The organism is Elusimicrobium minutum Pei191, from assembly GCF_000020145.1.
GTDB lineage: Bacteria > Elusimicrobiota > Elusimicrobia > Elusimicrobiales > Elusimicrobiaceae > Elusimicrobium > Elusimicrobium minutum.
Genome location: NC_010644.1, coordinates 1,204,833 through 1,229,924 on the forward strand (window position 1 = coordinate 1,204,833; position 25,092 = coordinate 1,229,924).

26 protein-coding genes and 1 pseudogene are annotated in these 25,092 nt (G+C 40.7%); 4 read left to right on the forward strand and 23 right to left on the reverse strand.

From position 1 onward, the window contains the following. Window positions 1-69 precede the first annotated feature (69 nt). Together EMIN_RS05625 and EMIN_RS05630 are read left to right on the forward strand one after the other, a co-directional pair. Window positions 70-537, forward strand: coding sequence for a PTS sugar transporter subunit IIA (locus tag EMIN_RS05625; protein ID WP_012415270.1), 468 nt, complete (start codon window positions 70-72; stop codon window positions 535-537). Beyond that, window positions 537-2,567, forward strand: a complete 2,031-nt coding sequence (locus tag EMIN_RS05630; RefSeq protein WP_012415271.1) for an APC family permease — start codon at window positions 537-539, stop codon at window positions 2,565-2,567. The genes EMIN_RS05625 and EMIN_RS05630 overlap by 1 nt, the downstream gene beginning before the upstream one ends. 286 nt (window positions 2,568-2,853) lie before the next feature. Here the strand turns inward: EMIN_RS05630 and EMIN_RS05635 are convergent, their stop codons facing one another. Further along, a complete protein-coding gene (locus EMIN_RS05635; protein WP_012415272.1) occupies window positions 2,854-3,549 on the reverse strand; it encodes a S1 family peptidase in 696 nt (231 codons plus the stop codon). A 15-nt stretch (window positions 3,550-3,564) separates the two neighbouring features. After that, the gene (locus EMIN_RS05640) at window positions 3,565-5,151 is read right to left on the reverse strand and encodes a hypothetical protein (RefSeq protein WP_012415273.1); all 1,587 of its coding nucleotides are present in this window, start codon (window positions 5,149-5,151) and stop codon (window positions 3,565-3,567) included. Between the two features lie 111 nt (window positions 5,152-5,262). Here EMIN_RS05640 and EMIN_RS08345 point away from each other — a divergent pair, with 111 nt between their 5' ends. Both EMIN_RS08345 and EMIN_RS08350 read left to right on the forward strand, forming a co-directional pair. Beyond that, window positions 5,263-5,673: an acetolactate synthase small subunit gene (locus EMIN_RS08345; RefSeq protein WP_012415274.1), complete on the forward strand. Its 411-nt coding sequence runs from the start codon at window positions 5,263-5,265 to the stop codon at window positions 5,671-5,673. A 24-nt stretch (window positions 5,674-5,697) separates the two neighbouring features. Next, window positions 5,698-6,135 (forward strand): annotated as a pseudogene (locus EMIN_RS08350) (type IV pilin protein); the annotation flags it as partial. 48 nt (window positions 6,136-6,183) lie between these two features. On the opposite strand, the gene EMIN_RS05650 reads toward EMIN_RS08350, so the two are convergent. From EMIN_RS05650 to EMIN_RS05750, 21 genes are all read right to left on the reverse strand, one after another. Beyond that, the gene (locus tag EMIN_RS05650) at window positions 6,184-6,444 is read right to left on the reverse strand and encodes an HU family DNA-binding protein (protein WP_012415276.1); all 261 of its coding nucleotides are present in this window, start codon (window positions 6,442-6,444) and stop codon (window positions 6,184-6,186) included. A 12-nt stretch (window positions 6,445-6,456) separates the two neighbouring features. Then, the gene (locus EMIN_RS05655) at window positions 6,457-7,440 is read right to left on the reverse strand and encodes an NAD(P)H-dependent glycerol-3-phosphate dehydrogenase (RefSeq protein ID WP_012415277.1); all 984 of its coding nucleotides are present in this window, start codon (window positions 7,438-7,440) and stop codon (window positions 6,457-6,459) included. 3 nt (window positions 7,441-7,443) lie between these two features. Then, on the reverse strand, window positions 7,444-8,082 hold the full coding sequence (gene plsY, locus EMIN_RS05660; protein WP_012415278.1) for a glycerol-3-phosphate 1-O-acyltransferase PlsY: 639 nt from the start codon (window positions 8,080-8,082) through the stop codon (window positions 7,444-7,446). A gap of 105 nt (window positions 8,083-8,187) precedes the next feature. Continuing rightward, window positions 8,188-9,435 carry a GTPase HflX gene (hflX, locus tag EMIN_RS05665; RefSeq protein ID WP_012415279.1) on the reverse strand — a complete coding sequence of 416 codons (1,248 nt, stop codon included), beginning with the start codon at window positions 9,433-9,435 and terminating at the stop codon, window positions 8,188-8,190. Next, window positions 9,423-10,346 carry a tRNA (adenosine(37)-N6)-dimethylallyltransferase MiaA gene (miaA, locus tag EMIN_RS05670; RefSeq protein ID WP_012415280.1) on the reverse strand — a complete coding sequence of 308 codons (924 nt, stop codon included), beginning with the start codon at window positions 10,344-10,346 and terminating at the stop codon, window positions 9,423-9,425. Before miaA ends, hflX begins: the two co-directional genes overlap by 13 nt. Window positions 10,347-10,461: 115 nt before the next feature. Next, window positions 10,462-10,920, reverse strand: coding sequence for a PilZ domain-containing protein (locus EMIN_RS05675; RefSeq protein ID WP_012415281.1), 459 nt, complete (start codon window positions 10,918-10,920; stop codon window positions 10,462-10,464). A 5-nt stretch (window positions 10,921-10,925) separates the two neighbouring features. Continuing rightward, window positions 10,926-12,158: a tRNA (N6-isopentenyl adenosine(37)-C2)-methylthiotransferase MiaB gene (gene miaB / locus EMIN_RS05680; RefSeq protein WP_012415282.1), complete on the reverse strand. Its 1,233-nt coding sequence runs from the start codon at window positions 12,156-12,158 to the stop codon at window positions 10,926-10,928. A gap of 69 nt (window positions 12,159-12,227) precedes the next feature. After that, complete coding sequence (locus EMIN_RS05685; protein ID WP_012415283.1) at window positions 12,228-13,886, reverse strand: phosphoglucose isomerase (PGI); 1,659 nt, start codon at window positions 13,884-13,886, stop codon at window positions 12,228-12,230. A gap of 47 nt (window positions 13,887-13,933) precedes the next feature. Then, a complete protein-coding gene (gene rpiB / locus EMIN_RS05690) occupies window positions 13,934-14,386 on the reverse strand; it encodes a ribose 5-phosphate isomerase B (protein ID WP_012415284.1) in 453 nt (150 codons plus the stop codon). Window position 14,387: 1 nt separating this feature from the next. After that, window positions 14,388-14,972, reverse strand: a complete 585-nt coding sequence (locus EMIN_RS05695; protein WP_012415285.1) for a D-sedoheptulose-7-phosphate isomerase — start codon at window positions 14,970-14,972, stop codon at window positions 14,388-14,390. 16 nt (window positions 14,973-14,988) lie between these two features. After that, window positions 14,989-15,717 (reverse strand): tetratricopeptide repeat protein, encoded by a 729-nt coding sequence (locus tag EMIN_RS05700; protein ID WP_012415286.1) that lies wholly within the window; start codon window positions 15,715-15,717, stop codon window positions 14,989-14,991. Further along, entirely contained in the window at window positions 15,714-17,519 is a 1,806-nt protein-coding gene (locus EMIN_RS05705; protein WP_012415287.1) for a BatD family protein, read from the reverse strand. Before EMIN_RS05705 ends, EMIN_RS05700 begins: the two co-directional genes overlap by 4 nt. A gap of 2 nt (window positions 17,520-17,521) precedes the next feature. After that, the gene (locus EMIN_RS05710; protein ID WP_012415288.1) at window positions 17,522-18,151 is read right to left on the reverse strand and encodes a tetratricopeptide repeat protein; all 630 of its coding nucleotides are present in this window, start codon (window positions 18,149-18,151) and stop codon (window positions 17,522-17,524) included. Window positions 18,152-18,155: 4 nt separating this feature from the next. Then, entirely contained in the window at window positions 18,156-19,163 is a 1,008-nt protein-coding gene (locus EMIN_RS05715) for a vWA domain-containing protein (RefSeq protein WP_012415289.1), read from the reverse strand. After that, window positions 19,163-20,284 carry a VWA domain-containing protein gene (locus tag EMIN_RS05720; protein WP_012415290.1) on the reverse strand — a complete coding sequence of 374 codons (1,122 nt, stop codon included), beginning with the start codon at window positions 20,282-20,284 and terminating at the stop codon, window positions 19,163-19,165. The genes EMIN_RS05715 and EMIN_RS05720 overlap by 1 nt, the downstream gene beginning before the upstream one ends. Continuing rightward, a complete protein-coding gene (locus EMIN_RS05725) occupies window positions 20,281-21,201 on the reverse strand; it encodes a hypothetical protein (protein ID WP_012415291.1) in 921 nt (306 codons plus the stop codon). The genes EMIN_RS05720 and EMIN_RS05725 overlap by 4 nt, the downstream gene beginning before the upstream one ends. After that, window positions 21,198-22,058 (reverse strand): DUF58 domain-containing protein, encoded by an 861-nt coding sequence (locus EMIN_RS05730; protein ID WP_012415292.1) that lies wholly within the window; start codon window positions 22,056-22,058, stop codon window positions 21,198-21,200. Before EMIN_RS05730 ends, EMIN_RS05725 begins: the two co-directional genes overlap by 4 nt. A 13-nt stretch (window positions 22,059-22,071) precedes the next feature. Further along, a complete protein-coding gene (locus EMIN_RS05735; RefSeq protein ID WP_012415293.1) occupies window positions 22,072-23,055 on the reverse strand; it encodes an AAA family ATPase in 984 nt (327 codons plus the stop codon). Between the two features lie 171 nt (window positions 23,056-23,226). Beyond that, window positions 23,227-23,703, reverse strand: a complete 477-nt coding sequence (gene hycI / locus EMIN_RS05740) for a hydrogenase maturation peptidase HycI (protein WP_012415294.1) — start codon at window positions 23,701-23,703, stop codon at window positions 23,227-23,229. Beyond that, window positions 23,703-24,125 (reverse strand): 4Fe-4S binding protein, encoded by a 423-nt coding sequence (locus tag EMIN_RS05745; protein ID WP_012415295.1) that lies wholly within the window; start codon window positions 24,123-24,125, stop codon window positions 23,703-23,705. The genes hycI and EMIN_RS05745 overlap by 1 nt, the downstream gene beginning before the upstream one ends. Further along, window positions 24,110-25,078, reverse strand: a complete 969-nt coding sequence (locus tag EMIN_RS05750) for a complex I subunit 1 family protein (protein WP_012415296.1) — start codon at window positions 25,076-25,078, stop codon at window positions 24,110-24,112. Before EMIN_RS05750 ends, EMIN_RS05745 begins: the two co-directional genes overlap by 16 nt. Between the last annotated feature and the right edge of the window lie 14 nt (window positions 25,079-25,092).

Below are 25,092 nucleotides of genomic sequence, written 5' to 3' on the forward strand. Positions count from 1 at the left end.
CTTTAAACCTTTCTTACAAGTTTAAACGCTATCTGAATAAGAGCTTTTTTTGTTGTATAATAATATTATATGTTAAACGACAAAATAAGTATCAGCAGTTTATTAGACGCAGACAGTGTTTTACTTGTAAAAGACCCTAATACCAGCAAAGAACTGCTTATAACCCAATTATCCGCTTTGGCCTGTAAAGACCTTAGCGCCGAAGACGCAAAAGACATACTTGAACGGGTTTTGAAACGCGAGCAGGGCATAACTACGACTTTAGACACCGGCCTTAGTATACCGCATTGCAGAGTTGACGAGCTTGACTCCTTCAAAGCGGCTTTAGCCGTAATACCCCAAGGTATTAAAGACCCTTTGACCGATAATATAACAATTAAGGTTATGTTTTTATTCTTATCTCCTTCAAACCCGGCTTTTTTTCAAAAGCATTTACAGATGTTGGCGGAATTGTCTGAAAAGTTTAAAGATTCTTTTATATCAAAACTTACGCAAGCCGCCGCGCCGCAGGAAATAATTAAAATTATTAAAGAATAATGTCTACAGATAATAAAACTGCCGCCAAAAGCTCTTTAGGCGTTAAAAAGGTAATGGTGCTTACAACCGCCGTTCTTACCTTTATACCTTTTTGGAAAGCGGCGGCCGTTGTTTTGTGCGACTTTGGATCCAGCGCTTTTTATGCGGGCGGGATAGCCATGCGCGCGTTCGGCCCGGCTTTTCCTTGGTATATTTTATTTGTAATGCTGTTCTCGGGCATACTTTTAACGGTGTACATAGAATCCTGCTCTCTTTTTGTACGCGGCGGCATATATAAGGTAGTAAAAGAAGGCCTTGGAAACCGCGCGGCTAAGATAGCGGCTTCGGCCATAGTGTTTGACTTTATTTTAACAGGCCCTATAAGCGCGGTCACGGCGGGTCACTATCTTTCGGGCTTTATAAATTCGACAATGTCTTACTTCAGCGTCAATATAAGAGTGCCGGATAATACATTTTCTATAATATTCGCTTTGGCGGTTACGGTTTATTTTTGGCGCCAAAATATAAGGGGTATTTCCGAAAGTACGGATAAAAGCGCTAAAATAATTTTATTTTCCTTAATAGTCGCTTTTGTTTTAGCTGTTTGGGCTATTATTACCATATTCATAAAAGGCGCCTCCCTCCCCCCTTTAAAACCGCAGTTTACCGAATACGCTTTGGGCTGGTCGACCAAATTTGACTGGATGAAAGCCGTTGGTTTAATGGGCGTTATGATGGCCATAGGCCACAGCGTTTTGGCGTTAAGCGGCTTGGAAACGCTGTCCCAGGTTTACAGAGAAATTGAATTTCCTAAAATAGAAAACCTTAAAAAAGCGGCAATAACCGTATTTATATTTGCTCTTTTGTTTACGGGCGGGTTAACTTTTTTATCTTCCGTAATAATACCCTCTGACTTAATCGCCGCAAAATATCATGAAAACCTGCTCTCCGGGCTTGCCATGGAACTCAGCGGGCCTAAAATTTTAAGACTTTTTATGCAAGCGGCGCTTGTTATAAGCGGCACAATAATGTTATCGGGCGCGGTTAATACCGCGCTTATAGGCTCAAACGCCGTTCTTAACAGAATAGCCGAGGACGGAATTCTAACCGACTGGTTTAGAAAAATACATAAAAAACACGGCACCACTTACCATATGATAAACCTTATAGTGGTAATACAAATGGCCGTAATAATATTTTCAGGCGGTAAGGTGTATCTTTTGGGCGAGGCGTACGCGTTTGGCGTTTTATGGAGCGCGGTGTTGGAAACCCTTTCTTTAATAATGCTGCGCTTTAAACAACCGCAAACAAGAACCTTTATGGTGCCTTTAAATTTTAAATTTAGAAATTACACTATTCCTTTAGGCGCAACGCTTATCTTTTTATTTTTATTTTCACTTGCTTCAATTAACCTGCTTACAAAAAGAACTGCCACAATATCGGGCTTAACTTTTACGGCAATACTGTACACTGTGTTTTATATATCGGAAAGGCTTAACGCAAAAAAAGCAAACATAATGTTTGAGGAAGGACACAGAGAGGAAATTAACACTTCAACCGTTTCAACCTTAAATGAAGCTTTGGAAGACCTGGAACATCAGGATCGTGTTGTGATAGGCGTTAAAAACCCCGATAACCTTTATCATTTAGAAGAATTTTTAAAAACAGTGGAAGGCGATTCAACAGATATCATTGTACTTTACGCAAAGCCTTCTAAAGACACTATTTTTGGAAAAGGCTCCCTTAAAGCCGCTCCGATGGACGATAAAGAAATATTTTCAAACGTAATACTTATAGCCGAAAAATACGGGCACGGAATTATACCTTTAATGGTGGAATCTAATGACCCGTACTACGCCATAAGCCAGGTGGCGCATACGGCCGATGCGGACAATATTATTTTAGGAGTGTCAGGCTCGCACGGCGCTAATGACCAAATGGAACGCATGGTTATGGCCTGGGGCGCGGTGCATGATAAAAAATTAGACCACCCGGTAATTGTAAAAATATTGTGGGAAGGGCGCGAAGTAACTTTTAAATTTAACAGATAATTTAAATAACTCTTCTGCTTTCCGGCGTAAAAACACGCCGTTATTAACACAAACAAAATTAAACAGAATTTTAATAAAATTACCCCGCTTTATGGAGGGTTTTATTTTTGTTTAAAAATTTCGCTTTATACGCGGGCGCGGCAGTAAAATTTCGGCAACAGATACGGTAAAAATTTGCAGCAGACTGATTATACATATCCGAAATTGAACATGGGGCCTTTGCGCGTTTTATAAAAAATACGCCCCTGTCCGCGGATTTACGGATAGGGGCGCATGTTAAAATATTTTATTTTTTCTCGGCTACTTTGCCGTATTGGTGCAAGTCTTTAGACTGTATGCTGCCGGCGCTTAATAAAAAGATATAATTTTCCCTGTTAAAAACTGGAAAGGCCGCCATGCCGCCTCCGCCTGAAATAATGCCTACCAAATACCCCCTGCTGTCAAACACTCCGCCGCCCGACATACCACCCCACAACTGCAAATCGTTAACATATCCTACACCTTCTTTAACCGAAAAAAACATTTCGCTCTGACCGCCAAGCATTCCGCTTGAGGCGGCAAAAGAAAAGTTGTCCGTCATAACATAATCTTTAGCGTCAAATTTTAAAACCGTGAGACTACCGCTGTGGCCTGCGTTATCAGCTTTGATAAGGGCAAGGTCATCCTTAGCGGCAAAAGAATTTTGCGAAAAACCGGATTTAATATAAACCTTTCTGTTTGATGAGGTATGCGCGACCGTATGTACGTTTCCGTTTTTCATGTCAATTTTTATAGTGCAGTTCTTCCAATAGCAAACATCCACGCAATGCGCGGCCGTTAAAAACCAGTTGCTGTTAAGACGCACAGCATTACAGCTGTACCCTGTATTATCTTTTTCAGCCTGGGTAAAAATATCATAAACCGAGGACACCCCCTGCGCCATACAAAGCGCCGGAAATAAAAAAGCCGGTAAAAACAATAATTTTTTAATAAATTTTTTCATAATTCCTCCGCTGTTTTAATTAATTGAAGGATGCCAGGAGTCCCTGTCTCTTATATTAATAACCAAAGCCGCCGTTAACATATCTAACGTGTCTATGGCTTGGGGTTTATCTATATTAGCGGTAAAGGCGTTAAAAACAGTATTGTGGTTTTTAATAAAACCGCTGCTGCTTAACACGCCGTCTACTTTGTAACTTGTGCGTAAAATGCCCCACATATGCCCAAATATTTTTCTTAAAACGGCTTTAATAACACTGGCCTCTTCAATAGAAGCTAAAAGCTCTCCCCTGGAATCATAAAGCTTCCACATTCTTTTGGGGTAAAATTTTCTTCTTTCTAAAGTTAAAGTATCTTTTGTATGGGCGTAGTAAATGCTGTAAACTTCTTTTTTTATACCGTAACCTTTTTGTAAAACATAAACGGATTTTTTGCCTATTTTATTATAAAGGGTAAATTCCCTTAAAGAAACCAGGCTTATAACAACGCCCAAGGCAAAAATAAACATGCCAATAATAGCAATTAAAGAAGCAATTGAGTAAGCTGTAGTAAAGTGGAATTGATGCATTTTTATTATATTAAAAGTTTCATTAAAACTCATAACACACATGAAAAACACAGCCGCGGCTATAAAAATAATGCCCGCGAACGAAAACGCGCTGCCCCACCTTGTGGTAAAGGAGAGAAAAGTATTACCCTGGTTATCGCGCGCTTTATAAATTAATGAAGGCGTGCCGTACAATCTTTGGAATTTTACAGGATAGGCGGACGCAGGGTTAACGGTAAGCGCGGGTTCTTTACCGCCTAGAAATATTTTAATAACAATTGAGCCGAAAAACACGGCAAAATAAATTATAAAAAATAATATAACAACATCAAAAAGCCTGCCCATCTGCCTTATAAAAGGAGGCATGTTTTTGCTTACAAAGGAAAAATCTTTATTGTCTTTTAAAATCTTTTTGGTTTTATCGGCAAAAGAAGGAGCCTCCGGCTTTTTTACAGGTTCTTCCGCCAAAGGCAAGTCCTTAACAGTGGTATTTGAAGGGCCTTTAAAGGTTTTCATTGATGCAAGCAGGTCCGCCTGCTCAACCTGTGGAAGAGAATATGTGCTGTAAGCCTTTTTATCTAAGTTTGCCTTCGGTGAAATAAAGGAAAAGAATAAGTCCGCCTCCGCATAGGTAATATTTTGAGCCAATACCGAATAAGCTTTAGAATTAATTAAAAAATATCCCGCGCTAAAGTCCGTCCTCGAGGCTGAAAAACTTATATAAAAAAGAGGTTCTCCAGTAGCAAAATCAACTTTTTTTACATCTTCACCCGTATAAGAATTGCCCAGCACTTTCATTTTTTTAGCTTTAACGGCAACAAGATCCTCGTTAATTTTTTGTTCAAGGCATGATTCTTTATCACAATCAGACTGGTATTTAAATTCTATTTTGCTGGTTCCTTTATATATACTTAAAGCGGTATCGTCAGGTATGTTTTTAGCCTGCGCCCAGCCGCCGGGCATATCTATGGAAAACTGTCCGTCAGCGGAAGTAAAAACCACCCCGTACGAAAAGACAGGCAAGAAAAATATTAAAAACGTTCGCAACAAATATCTCATATTAAAATATTATATATAAAAATAATCAATGATAATCAAAAACCATAAAGTATAAACGGACCGTTTTTTTGTAGAATAAATTAAGCAGAGATTCTAATAAAGGGGTTAAATATGCCTATTACGTTGGTAAAACAATATAGTATCTTCTTAGTAAACCAGCCCGGCGCTTTGAGGGATTTTTCGGAATTATTTCAAAGAGAAAATGTAGATATTATAGCTATATGCCAGGATTTACGTTACGACGCCGCCGTAGTAAGAATAGCAATTGACACGCAAGACGAAAGTATAAGCCACTCTTTAACCAAAGCCGGGTTCACAAGCGTTAAGTCAGACGCTATTTGCGTTGAAACAAAAAACAGTAAGGGCCTACTTCAAAAAATAGGTAAAATTTTAGGAGACGAACATATAAATATTACCAATGTATACGGGTCGGACTCACCCAGCGGACACTCAAAATTAATAGTGGTGGTAAATAATATATGTAAAGCCATGAGAACATTAGAGGAGTCCGGTATTTCTTAATACAAAAGGAAACAAAAGAAAAAAGGATTTACCTTAATAGAATTATTAGTAGTTGTTCTTATCATAGGCATACTTGCCGCGGTCGCGCTGGTGCAATATATAAAAACGGTTGAAAAAAGCCGCATAGCCGAAACGTATATAAATTTGAAAGCAATAGCCAACGCGCAGGAAATTTATTGTATGCAGACAGGTGCTTACACCACATTAGATAATTTAGACATTGTGGTAAAAGACACAAAAAACTTTACCTACACTACGGACGCGTTAAACTTTATTTACGCTACAAGAGCAAACAGCCCTTACGATTACAAAATTGAATTGTATTTTAATAACCCCTCCGCAGGATACACCGCTTCTAAAAACGTGAGAAGATGCAGAGCTTTTACAAACGCTAAAAACAAAGAGATTTGCAACTCTTTAGGCTGTGAAAACTGGCCTAGCGACTGGTGCAATTTAAAATAAGATAATAAAAAAAACTCCCGTAAATCCGGGAGGTTTTTTTATAAATTTTTAATCGGTAATCGAAGGGGAAGATTTAAACCTTACTTTTGTTTTGGCAGGCACGTTAACGCGCTCCAAAGTTTTAGGGTTATGCCTTACAGCAGCCTTTGTCCTTACAAGTTTAAAAGTGCCAAAATTGCTTATTGTAACTTTACCGTCTCTTAAAAGGCCTTCTTTTATAATAGCGAAAACTTCTTCAACAGTCTGCTTTGACTGCTTTTTATCAAGTAAAGATAAAGCAAGCCTGTTTACAATATCTTCTTTTTTCATATACCGCCCCGGTTAAAAGCCAAGCGCTTTTAACAAAACATCTTTATCTTCACCGTTACATACAATTTGCCAAACAGCGTCTAATATAGGGGTTTTTAAATTGTTTTTCCTTGCTAAGTTGTGCACGCTGTTTACAGAGTCCGCCCCTTCGGCGATAGTGCCTACCTGTTTGCGGGCTTCCTCAAGGCTTAGGCCCTGCCCCAGCTTTTCACCCAAACGCCTGTTGCGTGATATTGAGGACATACCCGTTAAAATAGCGTCGCCCAAACCGGAAAGATTATACACGCTTTCCGTTTTACCGCCTTGGGAAACGGTTATGTCGTGCATTTCCTGCATGGCTTGTGTAATAAGCGCGGCTTTTGTGTCCGCCCCGTCGCCTATACCGTCTAAAATACCGCAACCTATGGCAACAACGTTTTTAATAGCGCCGCCGTATTCAACGCCTCTTCTGTCGTCCGATTCAACGGTTATTATGGGGCTTGAGTTAAAAACTTTTGCCGTCTTCTTTACTAAGTCAGCGTTAGGGCCGGCAACTAAAATCTTTGTGGGAATTCCTTTTGCAACTTCCAAAGCGAAACTCGGCCCGCTAAAAGACATGGCATAGCCGGTTAACTGCGGGATTTCTTCCTCAATAACTTCACAAACGGTTTTAAAAGTGCTGTCCTCAATACCTTTTGAAGCGCTTACCACGGGTAAAACTTTGCCGTTAAGTATGGGCTTTAACTGTTTGCAAAAATTTCTTACGCTTTTTGAAGAAATTACAAAAACCAACATCTCAGAATCTTTTACCGCTTCTTCCAAAGTGGCTTTAAGTTCAATATTGGAATTAAGTTCAAAGTTTTCTATATTAGGGTGCTTTCTTGTTTTTTCAAGGATATCAAATAAATCCTTATAATGCTCCCACAAAGAAATTTTATAACCCTTTTTGGCCAAATGCTGGGCTATTACGCTGCCCCACACACCCGCGCCGAAAACCGTAATTCTGTTTATATTCATAAATTATTTGTCTGCCTGTTCTTTTCTTTTTTTAGAACCGTCTTCAAAATTAAGTTCTTTTTTAGCCAAAAGACGTTTCATGTTAGGAATATGCTTATAAATAACAACCAAAGCTATTATCGTGGCCATAATATTAACTTCTTTAGGCTGCCCGCCCACAGTCCATGCCGCAATTGGTAAAACCGCCGCGGCAAATATTGAACCTACCGATATATGCCCGCTATACCAAACAGCCGCGGCAAAAACAACAAAAGCAACTATTATCGGAATAGGCATCATAGCGGCAAAAACTCCCGCCGCCGTGGCAACGCCTTTACCGCCGCGGAATTTAAGATACGGCGTCCACATATGTCCGGCAATAGCTATTGTGCCGCACGCTATAGCTAAAATATAATTGTTAGGAAAGAAAAATAAGGCTAACCGCACACAGACAAAGCCTTTAAAAGCGTCTATAATAAATGTAGCCCAACCCGCTTTAGCGCCTACGGTGCGGTAAACATTGGCGGCGCCGGGATTGCCGGAACCGTGCTCTCTTATATCAATGCCCATTGTCTTACGGGCTATAAGGTACCCAGTGGGGATACCTCCAAGCAAGTAGCTTATTATTGCTAGAACTATCATTAAGATAACTTGTGTGTTCATTTATATATTATATAAAAAGATTAATCATTAATAACAGCTTTTATAATCCCCGGCATCCTTTGCGAAGCAAACAGCTCACGCGGTATTGTAATCTTTTTTAAAGCATTAAAGTTCTTTTTTAATTTTGTCGTAATTACCTTTGGTAATCATTATTTTTAACGTAAGTGAACCGTCTTTATTTTCAACCCTTTTTTTAACCATGGCGTTTTCATAAACAAAACCCGTAAGATACGCTTTTGAAACAGGTATCCTGATAGTTTTTAAATGCCATTTAAAAAGAAGCGTTTCCTCAATTTTTTTAAGAAGCTCCTTAATGCCTTTATTTTCTTTGGCCGAAATAAACACCGCGCCGGGATTGGCGTTTTTCAAAGCCGCAAGAGGGTAATGGGGAAGCAAATCACACTTGTTAAAAACCTCCGCCATAGGAATATTCTGCGCGCCCAAGTCTTTTATAATTTTAAATACCGTTCGGCTTTGCTCGGAAATATCTTTAGAGCTGGCGTCTTTAACATGCAAAATAACATCGGCCTCGCTTACTTCCTCAAGCGTCGCTCTGAAAGCTGACACTAAATTATGAGGAAGCTTTTGTATAAAGCCCACGGTATCTGTAAATAAAATCTGCCCGCCGCCAGGCATTTTTACACGCCTTGTTGTCGGGTCCAAAGTGGCAAAAAGTTTGTCATCGGCGTAGACAGCAGTTTCCTGCGTTAAAGTGTTAAGCAATGTGCTTTTGCCAGCGTTTGTATAACCCACAATGGCCACCTGCGGCAAAGGAACAACCGCCCTGCGGGCCCTTCTTATGCCGCGCTCCTTTTTTACTTTTTCGATTTCTTCTTCCAGTTTAGCTATACGCACCCTTAAACGGCGCCTGTCATATTCCAATTTGCGTTCGCCGGGACCCCTTGTACCCATGCCGCCGCGCCGCCCGCCTGTTTGCTGCATGAGGGCGCCGCCCTTGCCGCTAAGCCTGGGCAGTAAAAATTTAAGCTGCGCGAGTTCAACCTGCAGTTCACCTTCTTTTGTTCTGGCGCGGGAAGCGAAAATATCCAAAATAAGCCAGGTACGGTCTATAATTTTTGCGGGGATAATATTGGCTAAATTTTTTTGCTGGGCAGGGGTAATTTCCTCATTAAAAATAACGGCGGAAATATCATTAGCTTTGACTTCAAGGGCTATTTCCTCACACTTGCCTTTGCCTATAAGCGTGGCGGGGTTATATGCGTTTAAAAGAACTTCATAAGTTTTATAAACGCTGCCCCCGGCCGTATGGGCAAGACGTTCAAGCTCGGCTACGGATTCTTTGGAATATTTTTCCCCTTTAAGACTTGCGGCCACTAAAATTACTTTTTCCATGCTGCGTACTCCGCTAAAATTTGTTCGGCGTTTAAAGCACTCCCGTCCGCTTTATACATATTTTTATAACGGGCAAACCAGGTCCTTTGCCTTTTGGCGTATTGGCGGGTTAAAATAACAATTCTTTCCAACGCTTCGGGTTTTGTTTTTTTACCTTCTATAAAATCTATAACCTCCGCGTAACCCAAACTTCTTAATCCGGGGGAATTACGGGTATATCCTTTGGCAAGCATATCTTGGGTTTCTTTTAACATTCCGCCAAACATTCCTTGCGTTCTTATTTCAATACGTTTGTTAAGCTCTTCTTTATCCCACTCAATATAAACCATAAAATTATTTTGGCTTATATCGGCAAAACCGTTTGTTCTTAATTCGCTTGCTTTTTTACCTGTTAATTTAAAAATTTCCAGAGCTCTCATAACCCTATGCAGGTTACCCGAAGGTATAAGGGCGGCGCTTTCGGGGTCCGCCTCGGACAGCATTTTATGAAGGCTTTGTTTACCTTCCTTATCGGCTATATCCGCAAGCTGCGCTCTTAAAGCCTGATCCGCTTTTGGCAAAACATCCATGCCGCCGAAATACGACTGCATGTACATTCCCGTGCCGCCGGCGAATATAGCGGTTTTGCCTTTTTTATTAATATTATAGGCGGTATTTGAAGCATCTGCCGTAAAACTTCCGGTATTATAAGTTTTATCTAAATCCAAAAAATCAACCAAATGGTAATTAACGCCATCTACATTATAAACGCCGTTTTTGTATTCCCCCTCGGGTTTAGCGGTGCCTACGGTTAAATATTTATAAACCTGCCTTGAATCAACGGAAACAACCTCGCCGCCGATAAGCTTGGCAAGGTTTAAGGCAAGGTCTGTTTTACCGCCGGCTGTCGGGCCGGCTATAATAATAGTCATATTAATATGATATCAAAAAGAGTTGAAGTAATTTATATATAAGTTTTTAGCGGGCTAAACATTTTGGCGTGAAAAAAAGAGGCTTTTAAAAAAGCCTCTTTTTATTGTTGTTTTATTATTTAAATAAAGTCATGTCTTTTTGTATTTTATTACAAAGCGGAGCCGCTTTGCATGTTGAAACGCAGACTTCGGGCAATTTTAAAAGAATTCTTGTATCGCAGTCGGCAAAATCCTCGGCTAAGGCGTTAATTTTTGCCGCGTCCGCCTGTGATATTTCCGTAAATTCAATACCTAAGGTAAATATGGCATTTTTTTGTTTAACCCAGGATGTCTTCCCCTTAACGTCAACTTTACCTATAGCGGGCAAATCTATGGTAATGGCAACATTTTTTGAGAACGGAGCCTCTAAAAAACTTATAAGACGCATACCCGAGGCCGACAAATCAGCAAGCACGGCTAAAATATTTTGCTCTTTGCCTTCCTCTGTCTTATAACATAAATTAATAGGTTCAACAATATTATTTAAAACAGGAACCCTTGCATGGCGCCTTTTTTCTACACGTTTATCTTGCATAAAATTTACTCCGCTGATAATATTTTACCGTCACTTTCTTTTATTCTTACTCTCACCATACTTCCTACAGGGTGCTGCTTAGGCGTTTTTACCCATAAATTGCCGGAAGTACGTCCTTTATAAACCGTTTCCATTAAAACCATTTGCTCAGTGCCCGCGGCGTCCTTATACGCCTTGGCTGAAAAATGCCTAACTTTATTTAACAAAATATCCAACCTTTTTTCCACTTCTTTATCACTTGCTAAAGGTTTAAGCGAGTAGGCAGGAGTGTTCCTACGGGGCGAAAATTTAAAACAGTACGCAAAACTAAAAGCGCATTTATCAACCAACTCAAGGGTTCTTTCAAAATCCTCTTCCGTTTCCGTAGGGTAGCCCACTATAATATCGGTTGAAACCAAAACACCGTTTTCCTTTAACCTGCTTATTTTTTCGATAACGGTTTTGCTGTCATAACCGCGTTTCATTTCCTTTAAAATTTTGTCAGACCCGCTTTGAACGGGCAGATGTATGTGTTTTGCTATCTTATCATTTTTTGCGATAGTGTCAATAAGTTTCGGGGTTATAAAAGCGGGATGCGGGCTCATAAACCTTACCCTTTCCACGCCTTTTACCGAAGCTGCCTTTAAAAGCAAATCTGCAAAATCGGTATCTTCATATTTATAAGCATTAACAGTCTGGCCCAAAAGTACTATTTCTTTAACATTTTTTTTGGCCAGCTCGGCGCAGTTTTCCAAAATAACTTCAGGCGAAAGGCATTTAACGCCCCCTCTTACGCTGGGCACTATGCAATAAGAACATGCAAAATTGCAACCCCTCATTATAGTAACGTAATCAAGCACTCCGCTTTTAACGCTTTGCGTGTAATTTTGCGCGTTTACAGCAAAAAGGCCGCTCTCATCAAGCATTTTGGAAAAATTATCAATACCTTTAGCACCCGCCACAATATCTAAAAAAGGGTAATCTTTTTTTAGGGCCTCACCCAGACGCTCAGCCGCACAACCCGCAAAAATAATAACGCGGGAACAATCTTTAGCTTTCCACTTGGCAAGCCTGCCTAAAAAAGAAACCGCCTTATGCTCCGCGTGTTCACGTATAGTACATGTGTTTACCAAAACAATATCGGCAGATTCTATGTCCTTTGTTTCCTCAACCCCTCTGCGACTAAGGTGGGCAAGCATTTCCGCGGAATCCGCGATATTCATTTGACAGCCGAAAGTTTGGATAAAAACACGTTTCATATATTACCTGGTTAAATAAAAACGCGCGCGTAATACTTGCAAAGCAAACTATACGCGCGCGCCCTTGTGTTAGAACAAATCAATTATTCTTTTAAGAGATTCAATAACAGGCTTTGTTAAATGCACTTTAATAGCGCGCCTTCCTTTAGAGTCAAGCGCCTTAAAGTCACCCAGAGCCTGGGCGTTGGCAAGATCGCCGAAAGAATATTTCTGTCCGGGAATTTTGATATCTTCATCAGCGTCCGCTGAAAAGATTATAAATACGCCGTTATTTCCGTCGCCTTTATGAAGCTGCCCCGTTGAATGCAAATATCTGGGCCCGTAGCCAAAAAGAACCGCGCGTTTTGTTTTATTAAAAAGGTTAGTGCGCAGTTTTTCAAAAATACCTTGAGCTTCTTCGGAGTTAAAAATATACGGGAGCAGGGCGATATAATCGTTGCTTTCCAAAACAGAATATAAATCCTGCTCTATATCATTAAGTTCCATTTTTCCCTGCAAAGCTTTGGAAATAATAAAAGATTTTTTGGTGTCGGCGTCTTCTTTGCCGGCGGAGAGGCTTTCCAAAATACCTTTGGCTATTGTTTTTGCTTCCTGCACATTGGGCTGGTCAAAAGGGTTAAGCTCCATAAGCGCGCCCGCGGCCGCCGTAGCTATTTCCCACATTAAGAACTGGGCGCCCAGATCATAAAGGGATTCCATTTTAACTTCCATAATGGGGTGTCTTGAAGCAAGCAAACCTTCAACAACTTCTTCAATCCTGTCATTATCTTTACCTTCGTAAGAGATATGCACAAAAATTCTGTCATCGCGGTAATCAACATTGTCAAAAAGTTTTTCACCCACAACAGGAACAATGCCTTTTCCTTCTTTACCTGTAGATTCGGCCACAAGCTGCTCAATCCATAAACCGAAGGGCTCAATTTCTTTAGGCATTAAAACGGTAAGTTTATCTTCCATTTTCTTAGCCGCAGCACCCATATAAGAACCCAAAAGTAAGGCAGCGTTTGTTTTAACTTCCGCGCCGGGGACAAAACTTTCGGCCGCTTTTTTAGCGCTTAAAAGCACTTTTTCAACATCAACGCCCATAATTGCTGCGGGCACCATGCCGAAAAGTGATAAAGCGGAAAATCGGCCGCCTATATCAGCGCGGTTTAAAAATATTTTTCTAAACTTTTTGTCTTTTGCAAGTTTTTCAAGCCCTGTGCCAGGATCGGTAATGGCTATAAAATGTTTGCCCGGTTCTTTGGTTACCTGGCCCACCTCGTCATAAAAATAAGCAAAATGAGACGCAGGCTCAACCGTACCGCCTGATTTGCTGGCAAAAATAAAAAGACTTGTTTCTACTTTAATTTTTTTTCTTACGCTACCGACCCAATCGGCGTTGGTACTGTCTAAAACAACAAGTTCGGGGCAGTTTTTTTGTTTTCCGAAAAGCACCCTAAACACTTCAGGCGCCAGACTTGAGCCGCCCATCCCTAAAACTACGCAATGTGTAAATTCTTTCTGCGCTTCTGCGGCAAAATCTTTTATTTCAGATAAGTGTTCCAAAGTCCAGTCATAAACCGTAAGCCAGCCTAAAGAATTTTTTATAATATTTGTGTGTTCTTCTTCGGTTTTCCAAATTGTAACGTCTTTAGAATATAGTCTTTCAAGAAAGTCTGTCCTCTCTAATTTAAGAATACCGTCTCTTATTAAACTCTCCGCTACTGTATTAGTTTTTACGTTCATAAGCTCCTCTGTCTGCGGGTTTCCCCCAAATTAGCCTTACGGCTTAACTACTTAAAATTGTTATTTTCTATGTCTATTATTTTGTTTAAACGTCTTACCTGGCGCTCAAGTCCCTGAAATTTAGCATTTAAAAATTTTTCTACTATTTCCTCAGCTATGCTGGGGCCTATAACGCGCGCGCCCAGGCACAGAATATTCATATCCTCATGTTCCACACCCTGCGCCGCGCTGTATGTGTCATGCGCTACAGAAGCCCTTGTCCCTTTAACTTTATTTGCGGATATACACATGCCGACACCGCTGCCGCAGATAAAAACGCCTTTTTCCGCCTGTTTTGAAACAACGGCCTGCGCCCCTTTAACAGCAAAGTCCGAAAAATCAACGCTGGAGCATTCAAAAGTGCCGAAATCAATGACTTCATGCCCTAAATCTTTTATTTTGTTTATAACGGTTTCTCTTAAAGAAAAACCCGCATGGTCGGAAGCTAAAGCTATTTTCATATTAATTTTTTTTCCCGTGAACAAAGTCGTAAAGGGCTCTGTCAACTAAATCACACATGCTGTGAGCCATAAAAATATGACATTCCTGCACGCGCGGTGTATTGTTTGATTTTACTGTTAAATCCAAATCCACAATATTTTTTATTGTTCCGCCGTCTTTACCTAAAAAAGCGGCAGTATAACAGCCCTTCTTTTTGGCAGACTCTAAGGCTTTATATACATTTTTACTGTTACCCGATGTTGAAATACCTATTACAACATCGTCTTTTTGGGCAAAACCTTCCACCTGGCGGGAAAAAACATCGTCATAAGAATAGTCGTTACCGACAGCCGTAATTGTTGATGTATTCGTGTTTAAGGCAAGCGCGGGAAAGGAGCCTCTTTCAAGTTTATATCTGCCCACAAACTCAGCCGCTATATGCTGGGCGTCGCCGGCGCTGCCACCGTTGCCCATCAAAATAACCTTGCCGCCGTTTTTATAACATGTGATAATTACGTTGGCCAATTCCTCAACTTTAGCGGCTAAATTTTCTTTAACCCACTTTAAGGTTTCTATAAGTTCGTCGCCTTCTGTTTGTAAAAACATAAAAAAATCTCCTTTTCTATATATTGTCTATCTTAATTATATTTTCTTCATTAATCCAGCCGCTGATAGCGTTTTGCTGTACAGGTTTTATAAGAACCCAGTCGTCTTTAACATCTTCGACCGAAACAAAATACCCTTCCGGCAAAGTAGCGCTTATTTCAAAACCATCTCCGGGGCCGCTTCTTAACTGCCCGGCAAAGTCAACTATCACGGCCCTTTCATAATTACTGCCGTACCAGGTAAAACCATACCAAATTCCGCTTAACAAGCAAAGAGCCGCGGTTATATATAAAACTTTTTTGCCTTTCCTTTTTAACAAGAAATATGAAAAAGCGGTTAAAAAAAGCCAAACTGTTATAAAAAACAGCCCCCTAAGCTCACTTTTTGATAAAAAGAAAAAGACTTTATGTAAAACTTCCGGCAGTCCCGGGGGAACAAGGCTTTGCCCGCTGCGTTCAAGCGCAAAACTAAAGTTTTGCCTTATAAAAGAATCTCTGGGGTTAAGCTCAAAAGCTTTGTCATAATAGGCTAAAGCCCTTCCCAAAGAACCCAGTTTAAAATAACTGTTACCTATATTATAGTAAAGATAAGCGTTATTTTGCCTGCCGTTAAGCGCGCTTTTATATTCTTTTAAGGCAAGGTCAAACCGGCCTTTATTGTAATATTCATCGGCTTTTTGTATTTGTATATCGGCAAAAACAAATAAAGGAGCTAAAAACAATAAAACCGTTAATATTTTTTTCATTTTATCTCACGCTCCAAATTTTTTAAAACTTGTAAAGTTTTTTGTTTAACGTTATCAAACTCTAAAGCGTTTACCGTGCCCGCGGGAGCGAACCTAAACGCGTTAAGCTGGTTTAAAACATCCTCAAGCGTTTGTAGGGTAAGCGCGGAAACATTGTATTTGGAAGAAAGAGCAGCCACAAGATTTTTGGTTGTCATGCTCCCCATGGAAAACCCCGTCTTGTCTTTAACAAACCGGGTTACCGCCAAAGACAGGGTTTCAACGTCGTTAGCGCCTTTTACCGCCGCTTTAGCCTTTATTACAGGGTTGTCTAAAAGTCCGCTTTTGGAAAGCATTTTAATAAACAAAATTATAGCCCCTATAAGTACGGGAATAAGGTTAAAACGGCCCAAATCGTTAAAGAAAAGGAGCAGGTTAAATTTATTTACCCAAGCGTTTTGCTTTATGTAGTTTATATCCGTTAAATATGCTTTTGCGGACGGGCCCTGCGCCGCCCCGCCGTAAGAAATAACATTATCCACCCCTCCGGTTGAAGGAATAACCTTTATTTTTAAAGGCTCCGAATTTACTTTTACGTATTTCTCATTTGTAGGGCTGAAGAAGGAAAAAGCGATGGAAGGCACAGTAAATTCACCGGGCGCGGTAGCTACTAAAACGGTTTTAAATGTTTTCATACCCTGCACAACGCCTTTAACCGGTGCCACGTTTGAATTACCTGCCGCTTCGTAAGATTTAAAGCCTTCTATTTCCGGAATTAGCGGAGGCGACACCATTTTTAAATTTCCCACTCCCCTTACGGTTAAAGTAAGAGTGGCGGCTTCGCCTACTTCAATATTATCACGGTCTAAGGAGGCGGTTATTGAATACTTTTCCCCCACAGCCCCGGTAAAAGTTTTATCCCTGCCCTGCATGGGAAGCGGTTTTATACCTATTTCCAAAGGCACGCTTTTTACGGAGCCAGGCTCTAAAATCCTGCCCAAAAGGCTGTCAAGTTTAGGCATTCCCCTGCTTTTGGACGCGGTATATTCTACCCTTGAAGGCCCTACCGTACCTATCCCGGGGGAAACGCCGAAAAGCGCTGTTTCCACGGTATTATAAAGGTACTCCTGCCCGGCTAACATTGTTTTGCCCACGTCGCCGTCCATTTCCTCTTTTGTAAACCCCTCAATAGCGGGCGCGTAATAAAGAGAGGACCCTTCCAAAGAATAGGAACTGTAAAAAGTAGTGGTTAATGTAATTTGCTCACCCACATAGGCTTCTTTTTTATCCGTTTTGGCAAGCAAAAAAACATCGTCATAACTTTGTTGTTTGGGAATATCGGGAGCGCTCTTTTCTTGCCCGGAAACGCGGGGTACAACAGGTCTTGAAGAAGCTGCTTTTTTTGTTTCCGCTTGTTTGGGCGGCTCTTTACCGGCGGCCTCACCCGTTCTGTAAACGTTAATGTTAATAGGTTCGGAAGTATATTCTTTACCCAAATATTCAATTTTAACGGGGCCTATTTCCGCCTTGCCCGGGAACCTGGGTATTATGCGGTAATTATAGTGAAGTTCCGGCACATAAGAGCCGCTTTCGTCAACAGCGCTGGCTATGTTAAGGCCGCCGTAATAAACATTAAAATTTGGCATTGAGGGCAGAGCGGGGGCAAAAGTGTCGTTAGGTGGGCCGGTTACGGTAATTGTAAGATAATATTCTTCCCCCACTTCCATAACGGTTTCATTTACGGAAGCGGCAACCCTTATTTGCGCATTTGCGAAAACGCAGAAAAACATTAAAACCGCGGGAAGTAAAAATTTTATTCTCATAATTACCAGTCTTTTATAACACCGCCGCCTGCGGCGCCGTATTTCTGTTGGTTTCTGTTTCTGTCTTTTTGTTCCTGTTCCTTAGCCATTTGCATAAGACGCTTGGCGTCGCCCTGCGACATTTGGTCCTGTTTGCTTTCTGAATTACCCTGCGAATCTTTATTTTCAGGATCTTTGTTTTCTTCTTCTTTTTTATTTTCGGAATTTTTGTCTTCTTTATTATTTTGCAAAAGTATTTGCAGATTGTGTATGGCCTCTTTATCTTGCGGGTTAATTAAAATCGCCTGTTTATAAGCGGCTTTGGCCTCTTCCTGCTTGCCGGACCTGAAATAAGCGTTACCTAAGTTAAAATAGGAGTTTTGTTTTAACCAGCCCTCATATTTAGCTGAGGATTCATACATCTTTACCGAATTTTCGTAATCTTTAAGTTTATAGTAAGCGGCGCCCATATTGTAAACAGGCTCCGCGGCGCTCCCGTCTTTTTTAGCGGCCTGTTTATAAGTGTCTAAAGCGGCGCCGTATTTGGCGCGCCCGTATTCTTTGCCGCCTTTTATAAGCAAGTCTTTGGCGCTTGCCGAGAAAACGTCGGAAGCAAGTAAAAATAACGCCAGTAATAAAACCGCTTTTTTCATAATTTTATCTTACCTTTTTTAAAGGAATGATTAAACTTGCAAATACCAATAATATGCCTAAAGCAAGAGGAATTTGATATCTGTTTTTAAAACCGCTGCTTACGTTTATGTCTCTTGTATTCTTATCCAAATCCTCTAAAACCTGCGCTATCTGCGCCGCGACCGTTTGCGCGTTTTTGTATTTTATATAAACTCCGCCCGTTTTGGAGGCCAGTTCTTTTAAACTTTTTTCATCAAGTTTTGTTATAACAGTTTTACCGTCCGCGTCTTTTTTATATTCAAGCACACGCCCGCCTTCAATTTTTTCGGGGATAGGCTCCCCCTCTTCCGTACCGATACCAACGGCAATAATTTTAATTCCTTCTTTTTGGGCTGTTTTAATGGCTTCTTCAATTTGTTCGGGCTCGTGGTCCTCACCGTCGGTAAGTAAAATTAATGCCTTTTTGCCGGGGTACTTTGAAAGCATTTCCGCCGCTCTTTGCACGGCGGGTGCCAGCGCCGTGCCCTTGGCGTTAAGCATTTCCGGGCGCAGTTGGTTTACAAAATATTTCAAAGCCTCAACGTCGTTAGTAATAGGACACTGTGTGTAGGCCTTTGAAGTAAAAGCCACTATGCCCGTTCTTTGTTCGCCCTTAGCGCTTATTAACATTTTAAGCATTGTTTTGGCGTTTTCCAACCTTGTGGGTTTCAAATCCCGTGCTTTCATGGAGTCGGATACGTCCACCGCTATAACGCTGTGGGAAGACTGCGCCGTTACGTTTATTTTTTCAACCCCCCATTGCGGCCCTGCAAGCGCTATAAATATAAAAATTAGGCCCGCAAAAAGTAAAACATCTTTTAACAATGCGGCGTTTTTACTAAAAGGCAGCTTTATTTTAGATAAAATGTTTTCGCTGAAAACCTGGTTTAGAAACCGTTTTTTCCTTTTATTTCCCAAATGCCAAAAACCCACTATCAAAAAAATACACAGGGGCATTAGCAGCAACACAAAAGGATTTCTGAAAAGAGACATTAGGGCACCCTCATAAAAATAATTTTGGAAAATATAAATCCGCACGATATTAAAATAAGTGAAAGAGCTAAAAACGGCAGATATCTTTCGCGGTAATTAACAAGCACGCTGTTTTTAAATTCCGTTTTTTCAAGGCTGTCGATTTCCGCGTAAATTTTTGTCAGTTCCGCCTCATTATACGCGCGGTAATATTTGCCGCCCGTAAGTTTGGCTATTTGTTCCAAATCATCGGGTTTAAAATCAAGCGAGTCACGGCTGTTTTTACTTATGGTAGCAATGGTATAAACTTTTATGCCGTATAAAGCGGCGGTTTTGGCCGCGTCCAGAGGGGAAATTACGCCGCTGTTTGACTCCCCGTCCGTTAAAAGAATTATCACCTTGCTTCTTGCGGGACTGCGTTCCAGATGTACAGAGGAAACGGCAATAGCGTCTCCTATAGCGGTACCGTCCGTCCTGACCATGCCGATACGAACGTCGGCCAAAAAGTCCAAAAGCGACTCATAATCTAAAGTAAGCGGGCTTTGCAACATAGCGTCCGAAGCGAAAACAACTATACCTATACGGTCGCTTAAGCGGTTGGCTATAAAGTTGGCCGCGGCTACTTTGGCCGCCGTTATTCTGTTAGGGTCAAAATCCTGCGCAGCCATACTGCCTGAAGTGTCTATAGCTAAAATAATATCCACGCCTTCGGTAGGAGGTAAAACTGTTTTTTGCGCGTCCCTCGGTTTGGCAAGAGCCAAAACGGCAAATATAAGACCAAGCGTTATTAATGTAAAACAAAAATATTTTGCCGTTAAAGCGGGTATTGAAGTTTCCGGCTTATAAGCCAAATTATAGTTTAACCCCGGCGCATATAGTTTTTGCAAAAAAGGATACGCCAGCCAAAACAGCAGTATCGGCAAAATCAAAAATAACAAATAAGGACTAGCGAAAACAGTACCTTTAAAAAATTTAAAAATAACAATATTTAAAAGCATTAAAAGCACTGTCACTACAAAAAGTAAAAAAGAAAATTTATATAAAGAGTCCTTTGCCTTACCCTGTTTGGCAACAATCATAGCCAGCAGGTTAAGGATTAAAAGAACCATAAATACTATAAGTATTTTTAAAAATATGCTCATTTGCCCTCCTTGGCGGGAGCGGGCGTTGTTTTATCTATAATACGGTTAAGGATAGAAATGTCAGTTTCCCTGTTTTTCACGGAGGGCGCCAATTTCGCGAATTTAACAAGGTCCGCCCCGTTAAGAAAAGCCCTGGCATCGTCAAGAATATCAGCCGCCTTGGATGCTTTTATATTACGCAAAAGTTCAAAAGTGGTTTGCACGTCAGCGTTAATAGAAAACCGTTTTGATAAATAAAACCTTAAAATTTCGGTCAGTTCTATATAAAATTCTTTATATTCCCCCGCTTCCCATAGTCCGCTTGCAAGAAGTTCGGAAATACGGGCTTTAACTTTAACTTCAAGCGGGCGGTTATCAATAACTTTAGATTTTTGCGGTGCGGAAACGGGTTTTCTGTTTTTCAGCTTTCTAAATAGAATTATTAAAAAAGCCGTAAGCAAAGCAAAAATTAAAACTTTTAACAAAAACCAAATATCGAAAGGCCGGTATGGCCCTCTTATATCAACAATATCTTTTTTTATAATGCCCGTTTCGGCCTTATCAATTTTAAGTTTAACGGGCTCGCTCTTGGCTGTCTGCCCGCCCTCAATGTTCCACATAACAGGCGCGAATTCAGTCTCCCCCAAAACAAAGGGCATAACGGTTAAAGTATATTCAACCCCATCGCCGACCTGCATAACGGCAGTATTAATAACCTCATAATCTTTGGCGTTAACACTTTCGAGGTCAAAGAATATGGCATGCGCGTTAACATCAGCAATATTAAAAGTTATATGAAAAGGTTTTGCCAGCGAAGCTTTAGGAACAGAACCCACAAGCGCGGCTTTTTTAGGCGCAATAATCCTCTCCTCTTGCGTGTATGAATTAAGAGAAATTAAAAGTAAACAAAATAATAAAAGTAATTTAAAAAATTTCATCTTTTTATCTTTTCAGCCCGTTTTTTAAAAAATTTAACCACCTCGTCCGCTGCGCTGCCCGTGGTAAATGTTTTAATATAATCCGCGCCCAAAGAGTGAAAAAACTTTTCACGCTTGGTTATATCGCCGTATTTGGGAGCATCTTTTAAATTAAAAACAGCGCTTTCGCCGCTTTCCGGATCAACGGCGTTAATATAAAGCGGCAGTTTTGGCACGCTTGATTCAAGCGGGTCACGCACTAAAACGGGTATAAGGTCAAACTTTTTTTGCGAAAGCCTAAACGCTTTTTCAAATCCTTCGTCCATAAAGTCTGAAATTAAAACCAAAATACCCTGCCTTTTTATAACTTTGTTTAAAGTGTTTAAAGCAAGCGAAATATCCGTTTTTTTATTTTTAGGTTCAAAAACAAGCAGCTCGCGCACAAGACGCAAAATATGTTTTTTGCCTTTTTTAGGAGGGATAAAAAGCTCCACCATGTCGGAAAAAAGCATAAGACCTACTTTATCATTGTTGGTAAGCGCCGAAAAAGCAAATAAAGCCGCCAGTTCGGCCGCGACTTCTCTTTTAAGTTTTTGTGTGCTGCCAAACGCGCCCGAGGCAGACACGTCGCACGCTATCATTAAAGTAAGTTCGCGTTCTTCTAAAAATTGTTTTATATAAGTTTTACCGCTGCGGGCGGACACGTTCCAATCTATCGAACGCACGTCATCACCCGCGACATACTCCCTAACCTCGGCAAACTCTATGCCCTGGCCTTTAAATACACTAAGATACTGCCCGGCAAAATTATCCGCTACCAGGCGGCCGGTCCGTATTTCAATTTGGCGTACTTTTTTTAGAAGTTCGGAAGTGTCCATACAAAGCCCTCAGTTAAGGTACTTCTACGGCTTCGAAAATCTGTTTTATAATATTATCGGAATCTATATTTTCGGCTTCTGCTTCGTAAGAAAGCAGTATGCGGTGGCGCAATACATCCGGACCTACGGCCTTAATATCTTCGGGTATAACATAACCCCTGCCGTTAAGAAAGGCGTAGGCTTTTGCCGCTTTGGCAAGAAATATTGTTGCCCTTGGGCTTGCGCCGTAACTGATTAAAGATGATAATGAAGAAAGGTTGTAATCTTTAGGAAAGCGGGAGGCGAACACAAGGTCAACAATATAGTTTTTAATTTTTTCGTCTATATAAATACTGTCGGCCACGGCGCGCGCTTTGAGCATGGATTCTAAAGTAGCTGTTTGCGTTACCTTAGGCGTTTGAGCCTGGCCCATACGTTCTAAAATTTGTTTTTCTTCCGGTTTAGAAGGATAACCTATTTTTATTTTAAGCATAAACCTGTCCACCTGCGCTTCGGGCAGCGGGTAAGTGCCTTCCTGTTCCACTGGGTTTTGTGTGGCAAGCACCATAAAAGGCGTGGGCAGCAAATAAGTTTTATCGCCGATAGTTACCTGGCGCTCCTGCATTGCTTCAAGCAATGCGCTTTGTACTTTGGCGGGAGAACGGTTTATTTCGTCAGCTAAAACAAGGTGGGCAAAAACAGGCCCCTGCTTTGGCGTAAAAGTGCCTTCTTTAGGGTTAAAAATAAGAGTGCCGGTAATATCGGCGGGAAGCAAATCCGGCGTAAATTGTATTCTTGAAAACGCGGCACGCATGCTTTGGGCAAGCGTTTTTACGGTTAAGGTTTTAGCAAGACCGGGCACGCCTTCTATAAGAACATGTCCGTCCGCTATAAGGGCTATAAGCATTTTATCAATAAGCTCTTCCTGCCCTACGATTACTTTGCCTATTTCTCTTTTAAGGTCGTGAATAAAAATGTTTTCCTGCTGGACAGTTTTGCTTATAGTATTAATATCCATAATACCCCCGTAAATCAGGCCGTTTTTTTAAACAACCCTATGTATACATATAATATTATATTTTTTTAAAGAATATAGACAATATGCGCGGTAAATATAAAAAGCCTGTTTTAAATTTTTAACCGTTAAAATAACGGGTATTTTAAAACAGGCTTAGAAAAATATTTTTTACTATCCGATAATAAGTTTTTTAGCAAACCCGGTAACCGTATCCACAATTTCGCTGCTCATAGGAACGCCGAACTCAAGTTGTTTGGCCTGAACCCCTATAAAAACAAATTCGGGGGCAAAGTTCATCTGCTCCTGTAGATACGCCGTAAAAACGTTTATCGGCATTGTATGCGTTGAGGCGGACGCGTTTGCTATAGTGTCCATATCAATTTGTTTTAATGTACCGGGCGTTTCCGAAAAGTTTGCCGCGTCAATAATAACAATAAGTTTTGGCTCTAACTCTATTATTTTATTGGCAAAATTTTCAAGCACCGTACCGCAGTCGATATAATTAAAATCGTGCTTGTCCTTGTTATCCTCAAGGGTTTTTATAAAATAAGGCCCCGCGGCGTCATCGCCTAGGACCTCGTTTCCTATACCTAAAAAAAGTACGTCGGACTGCTCATAATCTCTTATTCTACTTAACGGGTCTGTCATTATTTGTTTATATCCTCTTCCGGGTGTTTAAATTCATCCTGCAAATCTTTTTTGTCAAAAGCTGCAAGCTCAAACTCCGTGCTCGCGTATAACGCTTTTTTGGGGCAGGATTCCACGCATTGAGCGCAGTAAATACAACGGCCCAAATCTATAACGCATTTAAATTTGCGTTTGGCAGGAATTACTTTGCCGCCTTCTAAAGCTTGCGGTTTATCCTGCGGGTTTATTTGTGTTATTTTAATAGCGTTGGCCGGGCAGTTGCGCACGCAAATATTACAGCCTATGCAATTTTCGGGCGTAAATTTTATGCGGGCCCTGTAGGTCTCGGCGGTTTCAATTTTTTTATAAGGGTATTCTATTGTCGAATGCTTTGTAAAAAGGTTATTAATAACCTCTTTAAGCGCTTTTAAAGGGTGGGCCATACAATACTCCTTACAATAATGCTTATTATAATTTGTAAAAGACTTAACGGGGCAAGATATTTCCAGCAAAAGTTTATCATTTGTTCTATTCTTACGCGCGCCATAAGCGATTTTATTAAAGATAAAACAAAAACTATCGCAAGCGTTTTAACAATAAATAAAACAAACCCCGCTATTCCGCCAAGCCCCAAACTTCCACCCAAAAACACGCTGTTCATTAAAGCGGCAACGACAACCATTTCCATATCAATAGCAAGTTGTATAAAACCGTAAAGTCTGCCCGAATATTCGGTAAAAACGCCGCCAACGATTTCCGTTTCGGCGTGCGGAATATCAAAAGGAACGCGCTCTAATTTACCCTGCAAAGCTATAAGAGAAACAAAAAGCCCTATAATATTTACAAACATAAGCAGCGGATTAGCCGAAAAGAATAATGCTATATCCGCTATATTCCAGCTTCCCGCTAAAATTGCCGGTGAAAGCATAGCCGTCATTAAAGGAATTTCATAGGCGAAAAGTTGTGTTAAAACACGCATGGAACCTATGGCGGAATAAGGGCTCTGCGAAGTCCACCCCACTAAGAAAAATGTAATTGTGGGAATTGTTAAAAGATATAAAGCCGCTATCAAGTTACCCTGAAAGTTTATAACGCTTTCCACACTGTGAAAGGGCACCATAAGCGCCGTTGTAACAATGGCCGATATCGCAACAAACGGCAACACTTTAAACATTTTTACCATTGTAACGTTAGAAGGCACAACAACTTCTTTTGACAGCAGCTTAATAAAATCAGCCACGGGCTGGTACCAGTGCGGCCCCTGTCTGTTTTGCATTTGAGCGTAAAGTTTGCGGTCAAACCATTCGCAAAATAACCCGTACGAGGCTAAAAACAAAAGCCCCGGGTATACCGCGATGTAAAAGAGTTGCGTTAAAATACCTTTCACAAGTTCCATTATCTATTTCCTTG

Coding starts and splice junctions, on each gene's coding strand:
- EMIN_RS05700 (WP_012415286.1), bottom strand. CDS start 15,717: ATGAAAAAAATATTAACGGTTTTATTGTTTTTAGCTCCTTTATTTGTT.
- EMIN_RS05725 (WP_012415291.1), bottom strand. CDS start 21,201: ATGAAATTTTTTAAATTACTTTTATTATTTTGTTTACTTTTAATTTCT.
- EMIN_RS05685 (WP_012415283.1), bottom strand. CDS start 13,886: ATGAACGTAAAAACTAATACAGTAGCGGAGAGTTTAATAAGAGACGGT.
- EMIN_RS05735 (WP_012415293.1), bottom strand. CDS start 23,055: ATGGATATTAATACTATAAGCAAAACTGTCCAGCAGGAAAACATTTTT.
- EMIN_RS05625 (WP_012415270.1), top strand. CDS start 70: ATGTTAAACGACAAAATAAGTATCAGCAGTTTATTAGACGCAGACAGT.
- hflX (WP_012415279.1), bottom strand. CDS start 9,435: ATGGAAAAAGTAATTTTAGTGGCCGCAAGTCTTAAAGGGGAAAAATAT.
- EMIN_RS05750 (WP_012415296.1), bottom strand. CDS start 25,078: ATGGAACTTGTGAAAGGTATTTTAACGCAACTCTTTTACATCGCGGTA.
- EMIN_RS05715 (WP_012415289.1), bottom strand. CDS start 19,163: ATGTCTCTTTTCAGAAATCCTTTTGTGTTGCTGCTAATGCCCCTGTGT.
- EMIN_RS05640 (WP_012415273.1), bottom strand. CDS start 5,151: ATGAGATATTTGTTGCGAACGTTTTTAATATTTTTCTTGCCTGTCTTT.
- EMIN_RS05630 (WP_012415271.1), top strand. CDS start 537: ATGTCTACAGATAATAAAACTGCCGCCAAAAGCTCTTTAGGCGTTAAA.
- miaA (WP_012415280.1), bottom strand. CDS start 10,346: ATGACTATTATTATAGCCGGCCCGACAGCCGGCGGTAAAACAGACCTT.
- EMIN_RS08345 (WP_012415274.1), top strand. CDS start 5,263: ATGCCTATTACGTTGGTAAAACAATATAGTATCTTCTTAGTAAACCAG.
- miaB (WP_012415282.1), bottom strand. CDS start 12,158: ATGAAACGTGTTTTTATCCAAACTTTCGGCTGTCAAATGAATATCGCG.
- EMIN_RS05710 (WP_012415288.1), bottom strand. CDS start 18,151: ATGAAAAAAGCGGTTTTATTACTGGCGTTATTTTTACTTGCTTCCGAC.
- EMIN_RS05730 (WP_012415292.1), bottom strand. CDS start 22,058: ATGGACACTTCCGAACTTCTAAAAAAAGTACGCCAAATTGAAATACGG.
- plsY (WP_012415278.1), bottom strand. CDS start 8,082: ATGAACACACAAGTTATCTTAATGATAGTTCTAGCAATAATAAGCTAC.
- EMIN_RS05745 (WP_012415295.1), bottom strand. CDS start 24,125: ATGGCCCACCCTTTAAAAGCGCTTAAAGAGGTTATTAATAACCTTTTT.
- EMIN_RS05650 (WP_012415276.1), bottom strand. CDS start 6,444: ATGAAAAAAGAAGATATTGTAAACAGGCTTGCTTTATCTTTACTTGAT.
- EMIN_RS05635 (WP_012415272.1), bottom strand. CDS start 3,549: ATGAAAAAATTTATTAAAAAATTATTGTTTTTACCGGCTTTTTTATTT.
- rpiB (WP_012415284.1), bottom strand. CDS start 14,386: ATGAAAATAGCTTTAGCTTCCGACCATGCGGGTTTTTCTTTAAGAGAA.
- EMIN_RS05675 (WP_012415281.1), bottom strand. CDS start 10,920: ATGCAAGATAAACGTGTAGAAAAAAGGCGCCATGCAAGGGTTCCTGTT.
- EMIN_RS05655 (WP_012415277.1), bottom strand. CDS start 7,440: ATGAATATAAACAGAATTACGGTTTTCGGCGCGGGTGTGTGGGGCAGC.
- hycI (WP_012415294.1), bottom strand. CDS start 23,703: ATGACAGACCCGTTAAGTAGAATAAGAGATTATGAGCAGTCCGACGTA.
- EMIN_RS05720 (WP_012415290.1), bottom strand. CDS start 20,284: ATGAGCATATTTTTAAAAATACTTATAGTATTTATGGTTCTTTTAATC.
- EMIN_RS05695 (WP_012415285.1), bottom strand. CDS start 14,972: ATGTTTTTACAAACAGAAGGCGACGAACTTATAGAAACCTTAAAGTGG.
- EMIN_RS05705 (WP_012415287.1), bottom strand. CDS start 17,519: ATGAGAATAAAATTTTTACTTCCCGCGGTTTTAATGTTTTTCTGCGTT.